This window comes from Burkholderia sp. Ed8 (assembly GCF_040761425.1).
Classification (GTDB): domain Bacteria; phylum Pseudomonadota; class Gammaproteobacteria; order Burkholderiales; family Burkholderiaceae; genus Burkholderia; species Burkholderia seminalis.
Genome location: NZ_CP142885.1, coordinates 1,699,696 through 1,720,466, shown reverse-complemented (window position 1 = coordinate 1,720,466; position 20,771 = coordinate 1,699,696). Strand labels below are relative to the sequence as shown.

The following is a 20,771-nucleotide window of genomic DNA, read 5'->3' as shown; positions in this document are numbered from 1 at the left end:
TTATTCGGTGCGACGATCGCGCACCGCTCGATCCCGTGTGGCACGGCCCCCTGCCGCGCCGACGGACCGACCGCCCCTTTTCCGACTCCCGTTTCGAAGGTTCATCGACATGCTCTTCAAGCGCCCGACCTCTCCGCGCTACGTCCCGTTCGCCTGTGCCGCCGCGTTCCTGCTCGCCGCGTGCGGCGGCGACGATCTGACGCGCGATCCCGCCCAGCCGATTTCCGCGAAGGTCCAGGTGGTCGGCCATCGCGGCGCGAGCGCGCTGCGCCCCGAACACACGCTGGCGTCGTACCGCAAGGCGATCGAGGACGGCGCGGACGTGATCGAGCCCGACCTCGTGTCGACGCGCGACGGCGTGCTCGTCGCGCGCCACGAGAACGAGATCTCGGGCACGACGAACGTGTCCGCGCTGCCGCAGTTCGCGAGCCGCAAGGCGACCAAGACGATCGACGGCGCGCAGCTGACCGGCTGGTTCACCGAGGATTTCACGCTCGCCGAACTGAAGACGCTGCGCGCACGCGAGCGCATTCCGCAGGTGCGCCCCGCGAACACCGCGTACAACGACCAGTTCGAGATCCCGACGTTCGACGAGATCGTCGCGCTTGCGAAGCAGATGTCCGCGCAGACCGGCCGCACGATCCACCTGTATCCGGAAACCAAGCATCCCACCTACTTCCAGTCGATCAATCTGCCGCTCGAGGACCGTCTCGTCGACGCGCTGCTGAAGGATACCTACACGTCGCGCACGGCGACCGTCTACATCCAGTCGTTCGAGGTCGCGAACCTGAAGACGATCCGCAACCGGATCAAGTCGACCCAGCCGAACTGGAAGCTCGTGCAGCTGATGGACGAAGCCGGCCAGCGCCCGTACGACTTCGTGAAGGCGAACGACAAGCGCACCTACGGCGACCTGTCGACGCGCGACGGCATGCGCGAGATCGCGACCTATGCGAACGGCGTGGGGCCGTACAAGACGTCGATCATCGCGGTCGCCGCGGACGGCACGCTGCAGCAGCCGACACCGTACGTGCGCGACGCGCACGAGGCCGGCCTCGTCGTGCATCCGTACACGTTCCGCCCGGAGAACAACTTCCTGCCCGCGTCGCTGAAGGATGGCGGCACGCCGGCCACGCGCAACACGGCGGGCTCGGTGCGCGAGATCCAGGCGTACCTGCGCGCGGGTATCGACGGCTTCTTCACCGACGATCCGGCCGTCGGCCGCACGGCCGTCGATACGTTCAAGCGCTGACACGCGCGAACCGGGCGCGGCGCGCCCGGTCGCACCGTATCGGTCAGATCACGTTGAAGTGGTGCGTGCCGTCCCGCTTCAACTGGTCGACCAGCCCGTATTCCCAGTCGAGATACGCCTGCATCGCGGCGGCCGCATTGTCGGTGCCTTCGTACGGGCGCCGGTAGCGGTCGACGCGCGGCGACGCGAGACGCGTCTCGCCGCTTTCGAGCGGCAGTCCGGCGTCGATCCACGCGGCCGTGCCGCCGGTCAGCACCGAGATGCCGGCCGACGCCGGCAGCAGCGCGCGCGCATCGTCCGCAGCGAACCGCGCCAGCAGGCTCGATCCGCACGTGAACACATAGCGCTTCGCCGGCGGGATCGCGGCAAGCGCGTCACGCAACTGCGCACGCACGGCGAACCACGCGCCCGGAACATGGCGCTTCACGTAATTCGCGCTGGCCGTCACGTCGACGATCGCGAGTTCGCCGGGCGCCGCTTCCTTCAGCCAGCCCGCGAGCGTCGCGGGCGACACCTCGGTCGCGGGCGGCGTCGCCGGCACGTCGCGCGGCGGCTGGCCGCGCTCGCCGAACGCCGCCGCGCCGGCCGGTTCCACGACGCGCACGTCCCAGCCCATCTGCGCGAGCCACGACGCGGTCATGTCCGCGCGCACGCCGTCGTCGTCGGCGAGCACGATCCGCGCGCCGCGCACGGCCGCGTGATGATCGGTCTCCTGCACGAGCTGGCCGCCCGGCGTGCTCAGGAAGCCCGGCAGGTGGCCGGCCTCGTATTCCTCCGGCGTGCGCACGTCGAAGCGGTACAGCGTGCGACCCGGCTCGTCGAGCGCCGCGACGTCGGCCAGCGCGATCCGCGGCACGCCGGCGCGTTCGGCCACCGCCCGGGCGGCCTGGCGCGCTTGCGCGCGCTGCGTCGCGTCGATCTCGTCCGGAAAGCGGCGCGCCGCGCCATGCTCGAGCGTCTGGCCGGCCAGCGTCCAGCCGATCGTGCCGTTGCGCAGTGCCGCGACCGGATTCGGCAGCCCCGCGTTGACGAGCGACTGCGTGCCGATGATGCTGCGCGTGCGGCCCGCGCAGTTGACGACCACCTGCGTCGCCGGATCCGGCGCGAGCGCGCGCACGCGCAGCACGAGCTCCGCGCCCGGCACGCTCGTCGACGTCGGAATGGTCATCGTCTGGTATTCGTCGAACCGGCGCGCATCGACGATCACGACGTCGGCCTTCGCATCGATCAGCGCCTGCACCTCCTGCGCCGAAAGCGACGGCGTATGACGCTCGGCCTCGACCCATTCGCCGAACGACTTGCTCGGCACGTTCACGTCGATGAACAGTTCGCCGCCCGCGGCCAGCCAGCCGGCGAGACCGCCGTCGAGCAACCGCACGTCGGTGTAGCCGAGCTGCGCGAGCTTCTCGGCCGCGCGCGGCGCGAGATCCTCGCCGCCCGCTTCGCCGAACACGACGATCGGCGTATCGCGGCGCGGAATCCGCGTCCACGCGTCGAGTTCGAGTTTCGACAGCGGAAAATTGGCGGCCCACAGCGGATGGCCCTGCGCGTACGGATCTTCCTCCCGTACGTCGATCAGCGCGAGCTCGTCGCGGGCCAGCAGCCGCGCGCGCACCTCCTGGTACGACGCGACGGGAAAACGGGAAAGGGAATCGGCGGATTGCGTCACGATGTCTCTGAAAACGTTGAAGTCGGTGAAAAAAGCGAAACGGGTCGATCCGGGTGCTGCCGGCGCATGCCCGCACGGGCCGCGCCGACGGGCTCCGCGTCAGGCATTCGAATAGCCCGACACGAAAGGCTTCACGGTGCCGTCGTCCAGGAACACGGCACGCTCGACCTTGCCGATGTTCGCGCCGTACACGTGGATGCTGATCGACACGCGATCGGCGAACGCGTTGGTCACGCGATGCACGTCGCCGATGCGCGGCGACACGGCTTCGACCTCGCCCGGCGCCAGCCGCACGGCGTCGCCGGCCGGCACCGGCTTGCCTGCCGCGTCGAACCGGTAAGGCTGCGAGAACTCGCCGCCGCGCAGCATCCCGATCAGCCCCCACACCGTGTGGTTGTGGATCGGCGTCGTCTGGCCGGGCCCCCACACGAAGCTGACGACCGAGAACCGCTCGTCCGGGTCGAGATGCAGCAGGTATTGCCGATAGCGCTCGGGATCGGGCTGCGCGAACGCGTCGGGCAACCAGTCGTCGTGTTCGACGAGGGCGGCGAGCAGCGCGCCGCCCTCGTCGAGAATGCGCGCCTCGTTCGCGCCGGACGCGAGCAGCGTGCCCAGACCGTCGACGAACGGACGCAGCGGCGTCTGCTGCAACGAAAGCGTACTCATCGGCCGTCTCCTCGAATATGATGCCGAATATGATGGATCGTCATGATGCACCCGAAAGACCATGCAGAACAAACATGAAAATTAGCGATATCGATGCTTTTGCAGCGGTCGTCCGCTGCCAGACCCTGAGCCAGGCCGCGGCCGAGCTCGGGATGACGCAGCCCGCGATCACGCGGCGCGTCCAGAATCTCGAGGAAGCGCTCGGCGTGACCCTGCTCGACCGCAACACGAAGCCGCCGCGCCCGACCGACATCGGCCGGCGGGTCTTCGAGCAGTGTCGCGCGATCCTGCGCGAGGTCGATGCGCTGCGCGAGCTGACGGCCGGCGAGCAGCCGCCCGCCGGCGAATTCCGGCTCGGGCTCACGCAGGGACTCGGCGAACTGATGCTGCCCGCCCTGATCGCCGAACTCGCCGCGCAGTGGCCGGCGCTCGCGACCCAGGTCGCGACGGCCTGGGGCGGCGCGCTCGTCGAGCGCGTCGCGCGCCGCGAACTCGACGCGGCGCTCGTGTTCCTCGCACGCGAGATGGTGCTGCCGGCGCACGTCGAGGGCGAACGGCTGCTGGCCACGCGGCTCGTCGCGGTCGGCCGCAAGGGCGACTGGCCGCGCCGCAGCTACCGGCTCGCCGATTGCCACGCGCGCGGCTGGGTGCTCAATCCCGACGGCTGCGGCTTTCGCGCGGGGCTGCGGCGCGCGCTCGACGCGCAGGGCCTGCCGATGCCGGTCACGCTCGACGCCTACGGCCGCGACCTGCAACTGCAGAGCGTCGCGAACGGCTTCGGTATCGGGCTGATGCCGCTGCCGCTCGTCGAAGGCAGCCCGCTGCGCGACGCGCTCGACATCGTGCCGCTCGCCGATTTCAAGCCGCAGATCGATCTGTGGCTGCTGCGCCGGCACGATGCGGCCCGCTTCGACGCGCCGCTCGCGGCCGTTGCCGCGCATGCGCGCACGGCGTTCGCGGTACCCGAGCAGTCGCACGGCAAGGCCGCTTGATCGGACGGGGCGGCGCCTGCTGCGCGCCGCCCGGTTTCCCTGCGCGGCAACCCTGCCGCGCTCACGCATCGGGTCGACCGCGTTCGGCGTCGTCGCGTGGCGCTGCGCCCGCCCCGGCCGTCGTGTCGCTCGCGCTCGCCGCGTCGAGCGCTGCCCGCCCCGCCGCCACCGCGATCGCGTCGTCCTGCGGCGTATGCACGCGGCTGCACAGCACGTCGCGATAGTGGCGTTCGAGCGGATTGGCGCGGCTCAGCCCATGATTGCCCGACAGCTTCAACGCCTGCTCGACCGTGCGGATCGCGTGCTCGGTCACGGTTCGCTTGACGAGGCCGCTCGTCGTGACCGACGGCGCATTGCCCGCATCGGTGCGCGCGACGAGATCGTCGAGCAGCACGCGGTTCGTGTGCAGCCAGCCCTCGATTTCGCCGACCGCTTCCTGCACGCGCGGCAACGTCGCGAGCGGCGCACCGAGCCCGCTCGGCGCACGCGTCGTCGCGAATTCGACCAGCCAGTCGCGCGACGCCCGCGCGACCGCGTCGTACAGGCTGCCGAGCAGCACGACCATCCACGCCTGCTGGTCGGCCTGCGCGTCGGCATCCGCATGGGTCGCGGCCGACACGGCCCACTCTCCCGGTGCACGCACGTCGACCGCGTGATCGGCCGGCAGCCGCACGTCGTCGAAGACGACTTCGTGGCTGCCCGATGCGCGCAAGCCGAGGTGGTTCCAGCTTTCGATCACGCGGATGCGCTCGCCATCGGCGTCACGGTCGCGCGGCACGAGGAACACGCCGACGCGCGGCTCCCGTTCGTCGGTGCGCGCCCACACGGCCAGCCAGCGCAGTGCCGGAATGCCGGTGCTGTAGAGCTTGTGGCCGGACAGCCGCCAGCCGTCGCCGTCGCGGCGCGCGATGGTGGCCGGCAGCCCGCCGCGCGACGGCGATCCGAGCGCCGGCTCGACGCGCAGCGCGTTGATCAGCGCGCCGTGCGCAACCGCGCTGTCGAACACCGCGCGCCGCACCGGGGCCGGCCAGCGGTTGTCGGCGCGGCCGAGCGCGCGATGCTGCAGATAGGTCATCGTCAGCACCAGCGCGGTCGCCGGATCAGCCCGCGCGATGGCGGCCACGATCCGGCTCGCCCGCGCGAGCGTTGCACCGGCGCCGCCATGCTCGCGCGGCACGACCTGCGCGATCAGCCCCGCGCGATGCAGCCGCGCGAAGTTCTCGTGCGGAAAACGGCCGTCGGCGTCGTTGCGGGCCGCATCGGCGGCCAGGTCGGGCGCGAGGCGGTCGAGCAGCGCGGCGACGCGTGCGTCGTTCGCATCGTCGGCCGGGTCGGCAGGCAGGAGACGCAGCGCAGGCTGCGGTGACGGCGAGGAAGCGGCAAGGCTAGCGGACATCGAGACGGATTCCCTGGGGAGTGCAAACACGGCGCCAACGCGCGCCCGATCATTCACGAGCCCACAGCGTATGCGTAACGCAATCCGGCCCAAACCATGCAAATCTGATATTCAAATCGGGATTGATTATTTCCGTTCCGCATGATCCCGGCGTTAACCTGCGCTCCATTCCTGCCCGGCCGTGCGCCGGGACATCCCCGCACCGGAGACCCAGATGAGCGTCGAATTCATCGGCATGATCCAGAGCCAGAAGCAGTCGGAAATCCACCCGGCGTCCGGCCCCGTGGTCGATCCCGACTACGTGCGCGACTTCGCGCGCGCCCACGAAACGGCCGGCTTCGACCGGATCCTCGTGCCGCACCATTCGACCGGCCCGTCGGCGACGCTCACGATCGCGTTCGCCGCGGCCGCGACCGAGCGCATCCATTTCATGCTCGCGCATCGTCCGGGCTTCACCGCGCCGACGCTCGCCGCGCGGCAGATCGCGACGCTCGACCAGTTCAGCCGCGGCCGGCTCGCCGTGCACTTCATCTCCGGCGGCTCGGACAGCGAGCAGCAGCGCGACGGCGATTTCCTCGACCATGACGCGCGTTATGCACGCACCGACGAATACCTCGGCATCCTTCGGCGGATCTGGACCGAAGCGCAGCCGTTCGATCACGACGGCGCGCACTACCGGTTCACGCAGGGTTTTTCGGAAGTGAAGCCGTTCCAGCAGCCGCATGTGCCGATCTACTTCGGCGGCGCGTCGGAAGCCGCGCTCGCGGTGGCCGGCAAGCACGCGGACGTCTATGCGCTGTGGGGCGAGTCGCTCGACCAGGTGCGCGACCTGACCACCCGCGTGCGCGCCGAAGCCGCAAAGCACGGCCGGCAGGTGCGCTTCTCGGTGTCGTTCCGCCCGATCCTCGCCGCGACCGAAGACGAAGCGTGGGCGCGCGCGCACCGCATCCTCGACGAAACGCGCCGCCTGCGCGAAGCGGCCGGCCTCGGCGCCGGCGGCCCGCAGCAGAGTGAAGGCGCGCGCCGCCTGCTTGCCGCAGCCGATCGCGGCTCGCGCGTCGACAAGCGGCTGTGGACCGAGATCGCGAAGCTCACCGGCGCACGCTCGAACTCGACGGCGCTCGTCGGCACACCCGAGCAGGTCGCCGATGCGCTGCTCGACTACTACGACCTCGGCGTGACGACCTTCCTGATCCGCGGCTTCGACCCGCTGGAAGACGCGATCGACTACGGCCGCGAACTGATTCCGCGCGTGCGCGGCGCCGTCGCCGCCCGCGACGCCGCACGTCGCGCCGCCTGAGCCCAACGGAGCGATACCTCATCATGTCCGCCGTCCTGTCCTCGCCCGTGCGCACCGCATCGGGCCTCGAACTCGCCGAAGCGCCACGCCAGCATTTCTGGTTCGACCCGACCGCGCCGCGCACCGACGTCGCCGCCGAACGCCGCCACCGGCAGGAGCGGCTCGCGGCCGCGTTCCGCCTGTTCGCGCGCTTCGGTTTCGCGTCGGGCCTCGCCGGCCACATCACCGCGCGCGATCCGGAGTTGCCCGATCACTTCTGGGTGAACCCGCTCGGCGTGCATTTCTCGCAGATCAAGGTGTCCGACCTGCTGCTCGTGAATGCCCGCGGCGAGACCGCGATCGGCACGCGGCCGCTGAACAAGGCCGCATTCGCGATCCATGCGGCGATCCACGAAGCCCATCCGCACGTCGTCGCCGCGGCGCACACGCACTCGACCTACGGCAAGGCGTGGTCGACACTCGGCCGTCCGCTCGATCCGCTCACGCAGGACGCATGCGTGTTCTACGAGGATCACGCGCTGTTCGACGATTTCACGGGGATGGTCGTCGATACCAGCGAAGGCGCACGGATCGCCGATGCGCTCGCGAAACCGGACGGCAGCACGCACAAGGGCGTGATCCTGAAGAACCACGGGATCCTGACGGCCGGCCCGACGGTCGAGGCCGCCGCATGGTGGTACATCGCGCTCGACAACGTCGCGCACACGCAGTTGCTGGCGGAAGCGGCCGGCACGCCGCAGCCGATCGATCACGCCACCGCGCGCCACACGCACGGCCAGATCGGCGGCCCCGACGGTGCGCTGCATGCGTTCGACAGCCTGTTCGCGCGCGTCCTCGCCGACGAACCCGACCTGCTCGACTGAGCGCCTTTCCGCAAGACCGGAGACCAGACGATGACCCACACCACCGCACCCGCGCCCGCCGGCGCGCACGACGACAAACGCCGCCGGCTGCTGCGCGCGGCCGGCGCCGCCGCGCTCGCCGCGCCGGCGATCACGCTCGGCCGCAAGGCATGGTCCGCGCCGCCGCTGAAGAAGCTCACGTTCGCGTGGAACCAGAACGCGTTCTGCCTGACGCCGATCGTCGTCGCGCAGGAGCGCGGCTTCTTCGAGAAAAACGGCCTGAAGGTCGAGCTGATCAACTACAGCGGCTCGACCGACCAGCTGCTCGAATCGATCGCGACCGGCAAGGCCGATGCGGCGGTCGGGATGATCCACCGCTGGCTCAAGCCGCTCGAAGCCGGCTTCGACGTGAAGATCATCGGCAGTTCGCACGGCGGTTGCGTGCGGCTGCTCGGCGCGAAGGCGGCCGGCGTCACGACGCTGCAGGCGCTGAAGGGCAAGACGGTCGGCGTCAGCGATCTGGCCGCGCCCGGCAAGCACTTCTTCTCGATCCTGCTCGCGAAGAACGGGATCGATCCCGAGCGCGACATCACCTGGCGGCAGTATCCGGCCGACCTGCTCGGCGTCGCGGTCGACAAGGGCGAGATTCACGCGATCGCCGACGGCGACCCGAACCTCTATCTGCTCGAGAAGCGCAGCAACGGCGCGTACACGGAACTCGCGACGAACCTGTCCGGCGAATACGCGCGCAAGGTGTGCTGCGTGATCGGCGCGCGCGGCGATCTCGTCCGCAACGACCGGCCGTCGGCCGCCGCACTCGCGCGCTCGATCGTGCAGGCCACCGAATACACGCACGACAACCCGAACGAAGCCGCGAAGGTGTTCGCGAAATACTCGCCGAAGATCGACCCCGAGGATCTGCGCAAGCTGTACGCGACGCTCACCTATACGCATCACCCGACCAACGTCGACCTGCAGCAGGAGATCGCATTCTATGCGGACGACTTCCGCCGCATCAGCGTGCTGAAGAAGAGCACGGACCCGCAGCGCTTCGCGCAGCAGGTCTACGCCAACGTACTGGGGTAACGCGATGTCGACGATCGAACACGCTTCCGCCACCCGCACTGCGCCGGCACCTGCCGGCGGCAGTGCCGCCCCGTCCGCGCGCGTCGCCTGCACGGCCTGCGAAGCCACGCAGGCCGCCGAAGCGCGCCGCGCTCGCCTCTGGCCGACCGGGATCGTCGCCGCATTCGCGTGGGCCGCGCTCGGCGCGCTCACGCAACTGTGGCCGAACCGCATTGTCGGCTTCAGCGACTGGGCGTACACCGACACGTTCGGCACGGCCGCGTGGACGATCGCCGCACTGCTGCTCGCCGCCGCGACGCTCGGCCATCTCGTCCCCGCCACGCGCACGCGGCTCGCCCGCGTACGCCCGGCCGGGCCGTGGCTCGTCGCGTTGCCGCTCGTGCTCGCCGCGTGGGAGATCGTCACCGCGAAAACCGGCTGGCTGCCGACGCCGTTCTTCGCGCCGCCGCAGGCGCTGATCGAGGTCTACGTCGACGACTGGCCGCGACTCGCGGGCAGCGCCGGCAATACGCTGAGGCTGCTCGCGCTCGGGTTTGCGTACGGCGTCGCGGTCGGCTTCGCGGTGGGCGTGTCGATCGGCTGGTCGCGCCGGATCGGCTACTGGGTGCATCCGGTGCTGCGCGTGCTCGGCCCCGTGCCGGCCACCGCGCTGCTGCCCCTCACGTTCTACTTCTTCCCGTCGAGCTATTCGGCCGCCGCGTTCCTGATCGCGCTCGCCACCGGCTTCCCGGTCGCGGTGCTCACGTGGTCGGGCGTCGCGAGCGTCAACAAGCAGTACTACGACGTCGCGCGCACGCTCGGCGCGAACGCGCGCTTCCTCGTGCTGCGCGTCGCGATTCCGGCCGCGCTGCCGCACGTGTTCGTCGGCATCTTCATGGGGCTGAGCGCGTCGTTCACGGTGCTGGTCGTCGCGGAAATGATGGGCGTGAAGTCGGGGCTCGGCTGGTACCTGAGCTGGGCGCAGGGCTGGGCGTCGTACGTGAACATGTATGCGGCGCTGATCGTGATGGCGCTGCTGTTTTCCGGGCTGATCGCGCTGCTGTTCGCGGTGCGCGACCGTGTGCTCGCGTGGCAGAAAGGAACCGTCAAATGGTAAGCGCCGCCGTGCTGGACTCCCCCGTTGTTGCCGCACCCGCCGTCACCGCGCCACGCGGCGCGCGCATCGACATTCGCCGCGTGAGCCATGCGTTCGACGGGCCCGGCGGTGCGCTGCCGGTGCTCGACGACGTCACGCTGTCGGTCGCGGCCGGCGAATTCGTCGCGCTGCTCGGCCCGAGCGGTTGCGGGAAATCGACGCTGCTGCGCCTCGTCGCGGGGCTCGACGCGGCACGGCAAGGCCGCATCGCGCAGGACGGCGTGCCGATCGAGCGCCCCGATCCGTCGCGCATCGTCGTGTTCCAGGACCCGACGCTGTACCCGTGGCGGCGCGTGCGCGCGAACGTCGCACTCGGCCTCGAAGCGCGCGGCGTGGCGCGCACCGCGCAGCATCGCGTCGACGATGCGCTCGCGCGCGTCGGGCTGCAGGACTTCGCGAACGTGTTCCCGCATCAGCTGTCCGGCGGGATGGCGCAACGCGTCGCGCTCGCCCGCGCGCTCGTCAACGATCCGCGCCTGCTGATTCTCGACGAGCCGCTCGGCAAGCTCGATTCGCTGACGCGGCTCACGATGCAGGCCGAGCTGACCGCGCTGTGGCAACGCGACGGTTTCTCCGCGCTGCTCGTCACGCACGACGTCGAGGAAGCGCTGTTCCTCGCGCAGCGCGTGATCGTGTTCGGTCCCCGCCCGGCACGGATCGTCGCCGAATTGCACGTCGACCTGCCCTACCCGCGCCATCGCGGCGACCCGCGCCTCGCCGAATTGCGCCACGACGCGCTGCGGCATCTCGGACTCGACGCGAGCTGGTAGATGGCGGGTGCCGTTCGACGTCCGGTCGCCGCCCGGCTCTGGCGCGTGCGATGAACGCACCGCTCTTCTCCAACTGGGCGATCGCGTTCCTGCAACTGCTGTATCGCGCGCAAATCGCGCTGGCACGTGTGCTGCACGCGCTCGGCCTGACGGCGGACGCGGACGGTCAGGGCGCGTGGCCATGGGCGCACCGTATCGCGCTCGAAACGCTGCGCATCGATGCCGGACTGACGCGGCAACTCGCGTTCGCGTGCGCAGCGACGGCACTGGCGGTCGTGCTCGCCTGCATCGCGCTCGTTTCGCGCAGGCGGCGTGTCGCCTCCGCGCTCGCCGCGCTGGCCGTCGCGTGGTTCGCGCCGTGGCCGCCTTCGCCGCTGTGGCTCGCGCCGGCCGTGCCGACGAGCTTCCAGCGCGATCCCGCGCCGTTTTCCGTATCGAGCGTGATGCGCGGCGCGCACCTGTATGCGCAACACTGCGCCGCGTGCCATGGCGCGGACGGCCGTGGCGAAGGGCCGCTCGCGGCCACGCTCGCGCACTGGCCGCCGACCTTTGCCGGCACGCTGCTCGCGCGGCGCCTCGACGGCGAACTGTTCTGGCGCGTGCGGCACGGCACACGCGACGAGCACGGCGCGTCGACGATGCCCGGGTTCGCCGCGACACTCGGCCCGCAGGACACGTGGGCCGTGCTCGACTACCTGAAGGCGCTGGCCGCGGGCAGCGGCGCGCAGGCGGAAGGCGCATGGCCGGTGCCCGTCCCGCTGCCGGCGCTCGACGTGCGCTGCGGCGACGCCGCGCCGCAACCGCTCGATCGCTGGCGCGAAGGCCAGCGCGTGCGGATCGTCGCGCTCGCGCCGGGCGCGACGCCGCCGCCGGAAGACGCGCGCTGGCAAACCTTGCTCGTCACCGAACGCGGCGCGTCCGTCGCGGCGCCCTCGATCGGCACGCGCGCGAACTGCGTCGCGACGACGCCCGATACGTGGCGCGCGTTCGCCACGATTGCCGGCATCGCGCCCGATGCGCTCGGCGGCACGCAACTGCTCGCCGATCGCCGAGGCTGGCTGCGGGCGCGCGCGTTGCCGGGCAGCGCCGGCTGGTCGGATGCCGACCTGCTGTGCCGCTCGAGTGCGGCGGCACGACCGACCGTGCCGGCCGCCGGCGGCGACGCGCTGACCGCCCTGCTGCTGCGCGTCGACACCGAACCCGTGCGCGACGTGCAGGCCGGGCTCCCGCATTGAATCCCTGAACCCGTTCTTCCAACCGAACTCCACGATGAATCCGACCCGACGCCATTTCCTCGCACAGGCGACCGCCCTCGCCACGATCGCCGCGGCGCCTGCCGCACTGCGCGCGCAATCGGGCGCACGGCCGCTGCTGCGCGCCGGCGACCAGAAAGGCGGGCTGCGCGCGCTGCTCGAAGCGGCCGGCGAACTGAACGGCCTCGCGTACGACATCGCGTGGACCGAATTCCCGGCCGCCGCGCCGCTCGCCGAAGCCCTGAACGCGGCGGCCGTCGACTGCGGCCCGATCGGCGACGCGCCGGTGATCTTCGCGCTCGCGTCGGGCGCCCGCATCAAGGTGATCGGCGCGAACCGTTCCGATCCGTACGGCACGGCCGTGCTCGTGCAACCCGACGCGGCGCTGAAAGGCGCGGCCGACCTGAAGGGCAAGCGCATCGGCACCACGCGCGGCTCGATCGGCCATTTCGTCACGCTGAAGGCGCTCGACGCGGCCGGCCTGCCGCCCGATGCGGTGTCGTTCCGCTTCCTGCCGCCGGCCGACACGATGCTGGCGCTCGCCACCGGTTCGATCGACGCATGGGCGACCTGGGAGCCCTACACGGCGCTCGCCGAAACGAGCGGCCGCGCACGCGTGCTGGTCAACGGCCGCGGGCTGTGGTCGGGCCTCAGCTATCTCGCGGCGACCGACGCGGCGATCGCGTCGAAGCGCGACGTGCTGCACGATTTCCTGCGGCGCGTCGTGCGCGCGCAGACGTGGTCGTACCGGCACGTCGACGCGTATTCGGCGGCGCTCGCGCGCATCATCGGCATTCCGCCGGCCGCCGCGAAGCTGCAGTTCGAGCGCCGCAACACGCGCTGGCTGCCGATCGACGCGACGGTGATCGCCGAACAGCAGCGCACGGCCGACTTCTACCTGAAGGCCGGGCTGCTGCGCCAGCCGCTCGACGTGCGCACGACGTTCGATACGGGCTTTCCGCTCGCCTGAACGGCCGCGCGGCAGCGTGCAACGGCCCAAACGGCTTCGGCACGATCTGGCACAATCGCGATTCGACCATCCCGCGTTCAGCCAGCGTCATGCCAGCCATCACCGAACTCTTCGTCTATCCGATCAAATCCTGCGCCGGCATCGCGCTGACGCGTGCGCAACTGCTCGAAACGGGCCTCGCGTACGACCGCCACTGGCTGATCACCGATCCCGACGGGCAGATGATCACGCAGCGCACGCACCCGCGCCTCGCGCTGATCCGCACGGCATTCGACAACGACGCGCTCGTGCTGAACGCGCCGGGCATGCCGGAAATCCGCACGCCGCTCGACGGCGACGCATCGCCCGCGACGCCCGGGATGGCGGCGACCGTCTGGCGCGACACCGTCGACGCGATCGACACGGGCGCCGACACGGCCGCGTGGCTCACCGAATACCTCGGTACGCCGACGAAGCTCGCGCGCTTCGGGCCCGACGCGCGCCGCGGCTGCAACCGCAAATGGACCGGCGAGATCGAAACGCACACGCAGTTCGCGGACGGCTATCCGCTGCTCGTGATCGGGCAGTCGTCGCTCGACGACCTGAACGCGCGGCTCGCCGCGAAAGGCGCGCCGGCGATTCCGATGAACCGCTTCCGCCCGAACATCGTCGTGTCGGATCTCGACGCGTACGAGGAGGATTTCGTCGAACACCTCGACGCCGACGGCGACACGCCGGTGCGGCTGCGCCTCGTGAAGCTGTGCACGCGCTGCCCGATGCCGACGATCGACCAGGCCACCGGCGCGCCCGACCCCGCCTGGCCGCACGAGCCGACCGACACGCTGCAGACCTATCGCGCGAACCCGAACCACGACGACGCGCTGACGTTCGGCATCAATGCGATCGTCGTCGAAGGCGCCGGTGCGTGGCTCGAAATCGGCCAGCCGGTCGAAGCGGAGATCGGGTTCGGCGACTGAGCCGGACCACCGCCCTTTCCCGTCCCGCGTTCTCACGCGCGATCACGCGGCGCGCGGCACCGCCTCGGTCGCCGCCGCCGGTAGCCGGATCGTCACGATCAGTCCGCCGCCGGCCGCATCGGCCAGCGTCACGCTGCCCTGATGCACGCGTGCGATCTCCCGCACGATCGACAACCCGAGCCCCGTTCCCTCGACCGTCTGCGTCTTGCTGCCGCGATGGAAACGCTCGAACACCGCGTCGCGCTCGTCCGCCGGGATGCCCGGCCCGTTGTCGATCACGTCGAGCCGCGCGTGCTCGCCGTCGCGCGACACGCGCACCGTGATCACCGCGTGGTCGCCCGCATAGCGGATCGCGTTGTCGATCAGGTTGCCGACCATCTCGCCGAGCAGATCGGGCTGCCCGAGCACGTCGACATCGGCCTCGTGCTCGAAGCCGAAATCGATGTCGCGCGCCCGGGCGACCGGCGACCAGTCGAGTGTCACGCTGCGCGCGAGCCGGTGCAGTTCGACCGGCTTGTGCGCGACCGCATGGCCGCTGTCCGAATCGAGCCGCGACAGCGACAGCAGTTGCTGGACGATCTTCGCGGCCTGCCGCACCGCGCCGTTCGCACGCCGCAGGTGCCCGTTCGCGCGCGGCTGCTCGTCGGGCCGCAGCGCGAGTTCGACGCCGGCCTGCACGGCCGCGAGCGGCGTCTTCAGCTGATGGGCCGCATCGGCGAAGAAGCGGCGCCGCGCGACCTGCATCCGCTGCGTGCGGCCGATGTACTGGTTGATCGAATCGACGAGCGGCGTGAGCTCGCTCGGCATCGCACCGGTATCGAGCGGCGTCGTGTCGTCCTCGCTGCGCGCGGCCACGGTGGCCGACAGCCGGTTCAGCGGCCGCAGCCCGCGCCCGACGCCGAGCCACACGATCCCGAGCGCGAGCACGACGAGCAGGCCCTCCTGCAGCAGCGACCCGACCAGGATCTCGCGCGCGAGCGCCTGGCGCGCCTCGATCGTCTCGCCGACCATCACCCACACGATGCGCGACTGCGCGGTCGGCACGTCGTGCACCGGGATGCGCAGCGCGGCCATCCGCAACTGCTCGCCGCGATACACGACGTCGTAGTAGCGCGTGACGAACAGTTCGCCGTCGCCCGCGTCGCGTCCCTGCGGCAGCGGCAAGTCCGGGTAGCCGGTGATCGTGTGGCCGTTGTCCTCGCGGATCAGGTAGTAGATCTTGCCTCCGTCGCTCGATTCGAGCATTTCGAGCGCGAGATACGGCAGGTCGACCTCGATCTCGCCGTCGTTGAGCCGCACGCCTTCGCGGATCGACTTCAGCGACGACGACAGCGTACGGTCGAACGCGACGTGCGCGGCGTTCATCGCGCGCTGGTACGTGAGCCACGAGTCGAGCGCGAGCAGCCCGAGCAGCGGCAGCAGCAGCCACAGCGCGACCTGCGTGCGCAGGTTCGGGCGAATCATTCGTCGTTCTCCGCCTTCGCTTCGAGCAGATAACCGAGCCCGCGCAGCGTGACGATCGCGACACCCGTGTTCTCCAGCTTCTTGCGCAACCGGTACACGTAGATTTCGATCGCATCGGCATTGACCGACTCGTCGAGCCCGAAGATCTTTTCCGACAGCGTGTCCTTGTTGATCGCGCGGCCGTTGCGCAGGATCAGCACCTCGAGCACCGAGCGCTCGCGCGGCGTGAGCGACAGCGGCTCGCCCGCGAGATGGAAGCTGCGATCGATGCTGTCGTACGAAAGCGGCCCGCATTCGACGCGCGAATGCTCGTGGCCGAGGCTGCGCCGGATCAGCGCGCGGGCGCGCGCCTCCAGCTCGGTCAGCTCGAACGGCTTCGCGAGATAGTCGTCGGCGCCGAGATCGAGTCCCTTCACGCGGTCCTCGACCGACCCGTGCGCGGTGAGGATCAGCACCGGCACCGGGTTGCGGCGCGCGCGCAGCCGCCGCAGCACCTCCAGCCCGTCGAGCTTCGGCAGCCCGAGATCGAGGATCACCAGCGCGTAATCCTGCGTGCGCAGCACGTGGTCCGCCGCCTCGCCGTCCGCCATGTGATCGACCGCGAAGCGCGCGGCGCTCAGCGCATCGCTCAGCGACTGGGCCAGATTCGGATTGTCTTCGACGAGCAGCACGCGCATGGGGATTCCGGTAAGGTCAGCGACAGGCCGCTACATTACATGATCCTTTCCATGTCGACGCCTCGCGGAAACACGGGTTGCGCGGGGGCCGCCAAGCCGCCGCGCGCGCCGCCGACGGCCGCCGCTCAGCGTTCCGCGGCGGGATGACCGGGCGCCGCGAAGCGCGCATCGCCGGCCGCATGCCGCTCGCGAAGGCCGACGACCACCGCGACGAACGCGACGCTCGCGCCGGCCGTCACGACGATCATCGGGTGCGCGGTGCCGTCCGACAGCCACGCCAGCACGCCGCCGCACGCGGCCGTGATCGCCATCTGGATAAAGAAGAACAGCCCCGACGCGGTGCCGGCGATCTGCGTATACGGCTGCATCACCGCGAACTGGCACGCCGGAATCGCGATCCCGACCGCGATCATCACGACGAACATCGGCACGACCAGCGCGGCCACCGACATCGGGGCGAGCGCGCCGCCGGCCCACAGCATGGCGGCGCCGGCCAGATTCACGGCGGCCGCCGCCGCGATGACCGAATCGGCTTGCCAGCGCCCGCCGGTCCGCGCGAACGCGCTCGAGCCGATCAGGTAGCCGAACACGGTCACGCCGAAGATCGCCGCATAGACCGGGCCGGACACGCCGATCTGCCGCTGGAACAGCGTCGACGATTCCGCGATGAACGGGTAGTACGTGCAGTAAACGAAGCTGATCGCGAGCGAGTAGCGCAGGAAACGTCGCTCGCGCAGCAGGCCGGCGTAGGTCCGCAGGAGCCCGGGGCCCGGCGCCGGCCGCGCGGCCTGTTCGCGCGTCTCGGGCAGCACGCGCAGCACCATCGCGGTCGCGACCAGCCCGCCCGCCGCGAGCCATCCGAACACGCCGCGCCAGCCGAGCCACGCGGCGATCGCGCTGCCGGCCAGCGGCGCGACCACCGGCGACAGCGCCATGCCGGCCGAGATATGGCCGAGCATCGTGGCCTGCGTCGCGGCCGGAAAGCGCTCGCGCACGATGACGCGGCCGATCACCGTGCCGGTGCAGCCGCCGAGCGCCTGAAAGATGCGCGCGACGATGAGGGCCGCGACGCCGCTCGACAGCGCGCACGCCACGCTCGCGACGACGTACACGCACAGACCGCCGAGCAGCACGGGACGGCGCCCGTAACGGTCGGACAACGGCCCCGACACCAGCATCGACAGCGCATAGCCGACCATGTAGAGGGTGAGCGTGAGCTGCAATTGGGCGTCGGTGCCGTGCAGCGCGTCCGCCATCGCGGGCAGCGACGGCAGGTATGCATCGATCGTGACGCGCGGCAGGCACACGACGAGCATCAACAGGAACAACCAGCCCCGCTGGGGCAATGAGCGTGTCTTCATGCGGCAAGTCCGTTTCCGGTCCGAGGAGAAAGGGTCGACAGCAATCTAAGGGGAAAGTGATATAAGCTGAAGGACCATTAAATCGACCACCGACTGGACCACTATGCCGCGAGGCAAAGCCGCGATTCCGCTCGATCTGCCGCGCCCTTCCGGGCTGTCGGCCGGCAGCCCGTCGTCGAAGCAGGAATGCATTGCCGACACGATTCGCGACGCGATCCTGAAGCGCCTGCTGCCTGCCGACAGCCCGCTGCCGTCCAGCCGGACGCTGGCCGTGCGCTGGGACATCGCGCGCGGCACCGTCGAAGCGGCGTACGACATCCTGTGCGCCGAGGGCTACATCGCCCGCACGCGAGGGTCCGGCACGCGCGTCTGCGCGGTGGTGCCGGACAGCTATCTGCGCGCGGCCGCGCAGCCTCGTCCCGGCAACGCACACCGCGAGCCGGCAGGCGGCCCGGACGAGTCCGAATCCGAACACGGCGTGCGCCCGGGCGTCCCGTTCGTCGCGCGGCTCGCCGATCCCGGCCTGATGCCGATGCAGCAATGGAAGAAGGCGCTCGGCGCGAGCCTGCTTGCCGCGACGGCCAACGAGCTCGGCGCGACGCCCGCGCAAGGCGTCGACAGCCTCCGCGACGAAATCGCCGCGTACCTGCGCGAATATCGCGGCATTCCGTGCGACGCCGGCGACATCTTCATCACGACCGGCATCCGCCATTCGATCGACCTCGTCGCGCGCACGGTGCTCGCGCCGGGCTCGACGGTGCTGATGGAAGATCCCGGCTACGTGTCGGCGTGGCAGATCTTCACGATCGCGGGCGCGACCGTGATCGACGTGCCGGTCGATCGGGAAGGCATCGACACGGCGTCGCTGCACCGGCATCCCGATGCGCGTGCCGTCTACGTGACGCCCGCGCATCAGGCACCGCTCGGCGTCACGATCTCGGTGTCGCGCCGGCTCGAACTGCTCGACTGGGCGCAGCGCGGCCGCGCGTGGATCGTCGAAGACGACTACGACGGCGAATTCAGCTACCAGACCGCCCCGCTGCCCGCGCTGAAATCGCTCGACGCGTGCGACCGCGTGATCTACTGCGGCTCGTTCAACAAGACGCTGTTCTCGGGGCTGCGCATCGGCTTCATGGTCGTACCGAAAGCGCTGCGGCCGGCGCTGTCGGCCGTGTGGCATGCGACCGCGCGCGCGGTCGGCGCAGCGCCGCAACTGGCGCTGGCCCGCTTCATCGCCAGCGGCGATTTCGCGAAGCACCTGCGCGCCGCGCGGCACGCGTACCGCCAGCGGCGCGACATCGTGCTCGAGCAGCTGGCGAAGCACGCCGGCGGACGGTTCGCGGTATCCGGCGAGCACGCGGGCTTTCATTTCGTGCTGTGGCTGCCGCCCGGGACGGACGACGCGACGGTTATCGCCCGGGCCCGCGCAGCCGGCATCGCGTTGCAGCCGATCCGCGAATTCTGCCGAAGCGCCCGGCGTGAAGCGGGTGTCGTCGTCGGATATTCCGCGCTGACGGCCGCGCATGCACGGCATGGCGGCCGGATCCTCGGCCAGTTGCTGGCGGCCTCCGCCTAGCGGTCGTTGCGGGCGTTCCCGCGCCTGCCCGGCCCCGCTTCTGTTCCCGTCCGAACCATGCCGCACGCCGCGCAACCCGCGGCGGCCGCCGCCGCGACCTCGGGAAATCCATGACGCAAACGACGCGATTGTGAACGGGAATGAAAGCAGGCTGAAAGTGCCCCGCAATTAACATCCGCGTCACTCGAACAACACCACGCATAACTGGAGGAAGACATGTCGTTTGCACCGAAGCGCGTTGCCGCCGCACTGGCGATCGTCCTGGGCACTGCCGCCGGCGGCGCCGTCGCGCAGGTTCCGGCCGGGTATCCGGGTAATTACCAGGGCGTGATCGACGCCGCGAAGAAGGAAGGCAAGCTGATCGTCTACTCGACGACCGACACGGGCCTCGTGCGCCCGCTGATCAAGGACTTCGAAAGCCTGTACGGCGTGAAGGTCGAGTACAACGACATGAACAGCACCGAGCTGTACAACCGCTACATCAGCGAAAACGCGGCGAGCAGCACCAGCGCCGACGTGCTGTGGAGCTCCGCGATGGACCTGCAGGTCAAGCTCGTCAACGACGGCCTGATGGCGGCCTACGATTCGCCCGAAAGCCCGAACGTGCCGCAATGGGCGCAGTACCAGAAGCAGGCGTACGGCACGACCTTCGAGCCGCTCGCGATCGTCTACAACAAGCGCCTGATCCCCGAGAACGAAGTGCCGAAGACGCGCGCCGAGCTGATCAAGCTGCTCGCGTCGCAACCGGACAAGTTCAAGGGCAAGCTCACGACGTACGACGTCGAGAAATCCGGCGTCGGCTTCAACGCGCTGACGCAGGACGCGCACCTGAACGAGAAGGTCACGTGGGAACTCGTGAAGGCGATCGGCGCGACGGGCCCGAAGCTGCAGTCGAGCACCGGCGCGATGATGGAGCGCATCTCGTCGGGCGAGAACCTGATCGGCTACAACATCATCGGTTCGTATGCGTACGCGAAGGCGAAGAAGGACAAGTCCATCGGATACGTGTTTCCGAAGGACTACACGCAGATCGTGAGCCGCCTCGCCACCATCTCGAAGAAGGCGAAAAACCCGAACGCCGCCAAGCTGTGGGTGGACTACCTGCTGTCGAAACGCGGCCAGACCATGATCGCGAACCAGGCGAACCTGTACGCGATCCGCACGGACGTGACCGGCGAGACGTCGGCCGCGAGCCTCACGAAGGAACTCGGCGATTCGCTGAAGCCGATCCAGATCGGCACCGGCCTGCTCGTCTATCTGGACCAGTCGAAGCGGCTCGCGTTCCTGAAGCAATGGCAGCAGGCGATCAAGAGCTGATCCGCTGACCGGCTCCGGCCGACCCACGGCCGCCCGCCGCACGTCGCGCGGGCGGCCCTTCCCCTTACCGACTTCCTTGAGGCGGCCAT

General features: G+C 70.2%; 18 protein-coding genes. 12 read left to right on the top strand and 6 right to left on the bottom strand.

Annotation, left to right across the window (positions count from 1 at the left end):
• Positions 1 to 109: 109 nt before the first annotated feature.
• Positions 110 to 1,252, top strand: a complete 1,143-nt coding sequence (locus VXM69_RS07870) for a glycerophosphodiester phosphodiesterase (RefSeq protein ID WP_059556467.1) — start codon at positions 110 to 112, stop codon at positions 1,250 to 1,252.
• Between the two features lie 43 nt (positions 1,253 to 1,295).
• Here the strand turns inward: VXM69_RS07870 and VXM69_RS07865 are convergent, their stop codons facing one another.
• Together VXM69_RS07865 and VXM69_RS07860 are read right to left on the bottom strand one after the other, a co-directional pair.
• Entirely contained in the window at positions 1,296 to 2,921 is a 1,626-nt protein-coding gene (locus VXM69_RS07865; RefSeq protein WP_367188369.1) for a rhodanese-related sulfurtransferase, read from the bottom strand.
• 99 nt (positions 2,922 to 3,020) lie between these two features.
• Positions 3,021 to 3,587 (bottom strand): cysteine dioxygenase, encoded by a 567-nt coding sequence (locus VXM69_RS07860; protein ID WP_034191515.1) that lies wholly within the window; start codon positions 3,585 to 3,587, stop codon positions 3,021 to 3,023.
• A 17-nt stretch (positions 3,588 to 3,604) separates the two neighbouring features.
• On the opposite strand from VXM69_RS07860, the gene VXM69_RS07855 reads away from it, so the two are divergent.
• Positions 3,605 to 4,579 carry a LysR family transcriptional regulator gene (locus VXM69_RS07855; protein ID WP_185733047.1) on the top strand — a complete coding sequence of 325 codons (975 nt, stop codon included), beginning with the start codon at positions 3,605 to 3,607 and terminating at the stop codon, positions 4,577 to 4,579.
• Between the two features lie 61 nt (positions 4,580 to 4,640).
• Here the strand turns inward: VXM69_RS07855 and VXM69_RS07850 are convergent, their stop codons facing one another.
• Entirely contained in the window at positions 4,641 to 5,975 is a 1,335-nt protein-coding gene (locus VXM69_RS07850; protein WP_226227573.1) for an acyl-CoA dehydrogenase family protein, read from the bottom strand.
• A 214-nt stretch (positions 5,976 to 6,189) separates the two neighbouring features.
• Between VXM69_RS07850 and VXM69_RS07845 the strand changes: the two genes are divergently transcribed.
• The 8 genes from VXM69_RS07845 (at position 6,190) to VXM69_RS07810 (ending at position 14,287) form a co-directional block, all read left to right on the top strand.
• Complete coding sequence (locus VXM69_RS07845) at positions 6,190 to 7,275, top strand: LLM class flavin-dependent oxidoreductase (RefSeq protein ID WP_049032552.1); 1,086 nt, start codon at positions 6,190 to 6,192, stop codon at positions 7,273 to 7,275.
• A 23-nt stretch (positions 7,276 to 7,298) separates the two neighbouring features.
• On the top strand, positions 7,299 to 8,138 hold the full coding sequence (locus VXM69_RS07840) for a class II aldolase/adducin family protein (protein WP_034191519.1): 840 nt from the start codon (positions 7,299 to 7,301) through the stop codon (positions 8,136 to 8,138).
• A 30-nt stretch (positions 8,139 to 8,168) separates the two neighbouring features.
• Positions 8,169 to 9,203 (top strand): ABC transporter substrate-binding protein, encoded by a 1,035-nt coding sequence (locus tag VXM69_RS07835; RefSeq protein WP_034191520.1) that lies wholly within the window; start codon positions 8,169 to 8,171, stop codon positions 9,201 to 9,203.
• A 4-nt stretch (positions 9,204 to 9,207) separates the two neighbouring features.
• A complete protein-coding gene (locus VXM69_RS07830; protein ID WP_069705320.1) occupies positions 9,208 to 10,299 on the top strand; it encodes an ABC transporter permease in 1,092 nt (363 codons plus the stop codon).
• Positions 10,293 to 11,108 (top strand): ABC transporter ATP-binding protein, encoded by an 816-nt coding sequence (locus VXM69_RS07825; RefSeq protein ID WP_034191522.1) that lies wholly within the window; start codon positions 10,293 to 10,295, stop codon positions 11,106 to 11,108. The genes VXM69_RS07830 and VXM69_RS07825 overlap by 7 nt, the downstream gene beginning before the upstream one ends.
• 50 nt (positions 11,109 to 11,158) lie before the next feature.
• Positions 11,159 to 12,343: a cytochrome c gene (locus VXM69_RS07820; RefSeq protein ID WP_367188368.1), complete on the top strand. Its 1,185-nt coding sequence runs from the start codon at positions 11,159 to 11,161 to the stop codon at positions 12,341 to 12,343.
• Between the two features lie 34 nt (positions 12,344 to 12,377).
• Complete coding sequence (locus VXM69_RS07815; RefSeq protein WP_367188367.1) at positions 12,378 to 13,331, top strand: ABC transporter substrate-binding protein; 954 nt, start codon at positions 12,378 to 12,380, stop codon at positions 13,329 to 13,331.
• 89 nt (positions 13,332 to 13,420) lie between these two features.
• A complete protein-coding gene (locus VXM69_RS07810) occupies positions 13,421 to 14,287 on the top strand; it encodes an MOSC N-terminal beta barrel domain-containing protein (RefSeq protein ID WP_049029624.1) in 867 nt (288 codons plus the stop codon).
• Between the two features lie 42 nt (positions 14,288 to 14,329).
• Here VXM69_RS07810 and VXM69_RS07805 read toward each other — a convergent pair whose 3' ends face one another.
• The 3 genes from VXM69_RS07805 to VXM69_RS07795 form a co-directional block, all read right to left on the bottom strand.
• Positions 14,330 to 15,751: a sensor histidine kinase N-terminal domain-containing protein gene (locus VXM69_RS07805; RefSeq protein ID WP_367188366.1), complete on the bottom strand. Its 1,422-nt coding sequence runs from the start codon at positions 15,749 to 15,751 to the stop codon at positions 14,330 to 14,332.
• Positions 15,748 to 16,428, bottom strand: a complete 681-nt coding sequence (locus VXM69_RS07800) for a response regulator (RefSeq protein WP_059556460.1) — start codon at positions 16,426 to 16,428, stop codon at positions 15,748 to 15,750. The genes VXM69_RS07805 and VXM69_RS07800 overlap by 4 nt, the downstream gene beginning before the upstream one ends.
• 125 nt (positions 16,429 to 16,553) lie before the next feature.
• Positions 16,554 to 17,789, bottom strand: a complete 1,236-nt coding sequence (locus VXM69_RS07795; RefSeq protein WP_059556459.1) for a multidrug effflux MFS transporter — start codon at positions 17,787 to 17,789, stop codon at positions 16,554 to 16,556.
• Positions 17,790 to 17,892: 103 nt separating this feature from the next.
• Between VXM69_RS07795 and VXM69_RS07790 the strand changes: the two genes are divergently transcribed.
• Positions 17,893 to 19,365: a PLP-dependent aminotransferase family protein gene (locus VXM69_RS07790; protein ID WP_367188365.1), complete on the top strand. Its 1,473-nt coding sequence runs from the start codon at positions 17,893 to 17,895 to the stop codon at positions 19,363 to 19,365.
• Between the two features lie 216 nt (positions 19,366 to 19,581).
• Positions 19,582 to 20,682 carry an ABC transporter substrate-binding protein gene (locus VXM69_RS07785; protein WP_034191529.1) on the top strand — a complete coding sequence of 367 codons (1,101 nt, stop codon included), beginning with the start codon at positions 19,582 to 19,584 and terminating at the stop codon, positions 20,680 to 20,682.
• Positions 20,683 to 20,771 lie beyond the last annotated feature (89 nt).

What these genes read in the sequence shown, in the direction of transcription:
- VXM69_RS07870 (WP_059556467.1), top strand. Translation starts at nt 110, where the DNA reads ATGCTCTTCAAGCGCCCGACCTCTCCGCGCTACGTCCCGTTCGCCTGT.
- VXM69_RS07860 (WP_034191515.1), bottom strand. Translation starts at nt 3,587, where the DNA reads ATGAGTACGCTTTCGTTGCAGCAGACGCCGCTGCGTCCGTTCGTCGAC.
- VXM69_RS07855 (WP_185733047.1), top strand. Translation starts at nt 3,605, where the DNA reads ATGATGCCGAATATGATGGATCGTCATGATGCACCCGAAAGACCATGC.
- VXM69_RS07850 (WP_226227573.1), bottom strand. Translation starts at nt 5,975, where the DNA reads ATGTCCGCTAGCCTTGCCGCTTCCTCGCCGTCACCGCAGCCTGCGCTG.
- VXM69_RS07845 (WP_049032552.1), top strand. Translation starts at nt 6,190, where the DNA reads ATGAGCGTCGAATTCATCGGCATGATCCAGAGCCAGAAGCAGTCGGAA.
- VXM69_RS07840 (WP_034191519.1), top strand. Translation starts at nt 7,299, where the DNA reads ATGTCCGCCGTCCTGTCCTCGCCCGTGCGCACCGCATCGGGCCTCGAA.
- VXM69_RS07835 (WP_034191520.1), top strand. Translation starts at nt 8,169, where the DNA reads ATGACCCACACCACCGCACCCGCGCCCGCCGGCGCGCACGACGACAAA.
- VXM69_RS07830 (WP_069705320.1), top strand. Translation starts at nt 9,208, where the DNA reads ATGTCGACGATCGAACACGCTTCCGCCACCCGCACTGCGCCGGCACCT.
- VXM69_RS07825 (WP_034191522.1), top strand. Translation starts at nt 10,293, where the DNA reads ATGGTAAGCGCCGCCGTGCTGGACTCCCCCGTTGTTGCCGCACCCGCC.
- VXM69_RS07820 (WP_367188368.1), top strand. Translation starts at nt 11,159, where the DNA reads ATGAACGCACCGCTCTTCTCCAACTGGGCGATCGCGTTCCTGCAACTG.
- VXM69_RS07815 (WP_367188367.1), top strand. Translation starts at nt 12,378, where the DNA reads ATGAATCCGACCCGACGCCATTTCCTCGCACAGGCGACCGCCCTCGCC.
- VXM69_RS07810 (WP_049029624.1), top strand. Translation starts at nt 13,421, where the DNA reads ATGCCAGCCATCACCGAACTCTTCGTCTATCCGATCAAATCCTGCGCC.
- VXM69_RS07805 (WP_367188366.1), bottom strand. Translation starts at nt 15,751, where the DNA reads ATGATTCGCCCGAACCTGCGCACGCAGGTCGCGCTGTGGCTGCTGCTG.
- VXM69_RS07800 (WP_059556460.1), bottom strand. Translation starts at nt 16,428, where the DNA reads ATGCGCGTGCTGCTCGTCGAAGACAATCCGAATCTGGCCCAGTCGCTG.
- VXM69_RS07795 (WP_059556459.1), bottom strand. Translation starts at nt 17,789, where the DNA reads ATGAAGACACGCTCATTGCCCCAGCGGGGCTGGTTGTTCCTGTTGATG.
- VXM69_RS07790 (WP_367188365.1), top strand. Translation starts at nt 17,893, where the DNA reads ATGCCGCGAGGCAAAGCCGCGATTCCGCTCGATCTGCCGCGCCCTTCC.
- VXM69_RS07785 (WP_034191529.1), top strand. Translation starts at nt 19,582, where the DNA reads ATGTCGTTTGCACCGAAGCGCGTTGCCGCCGCACTGGCGATCGTCCTG.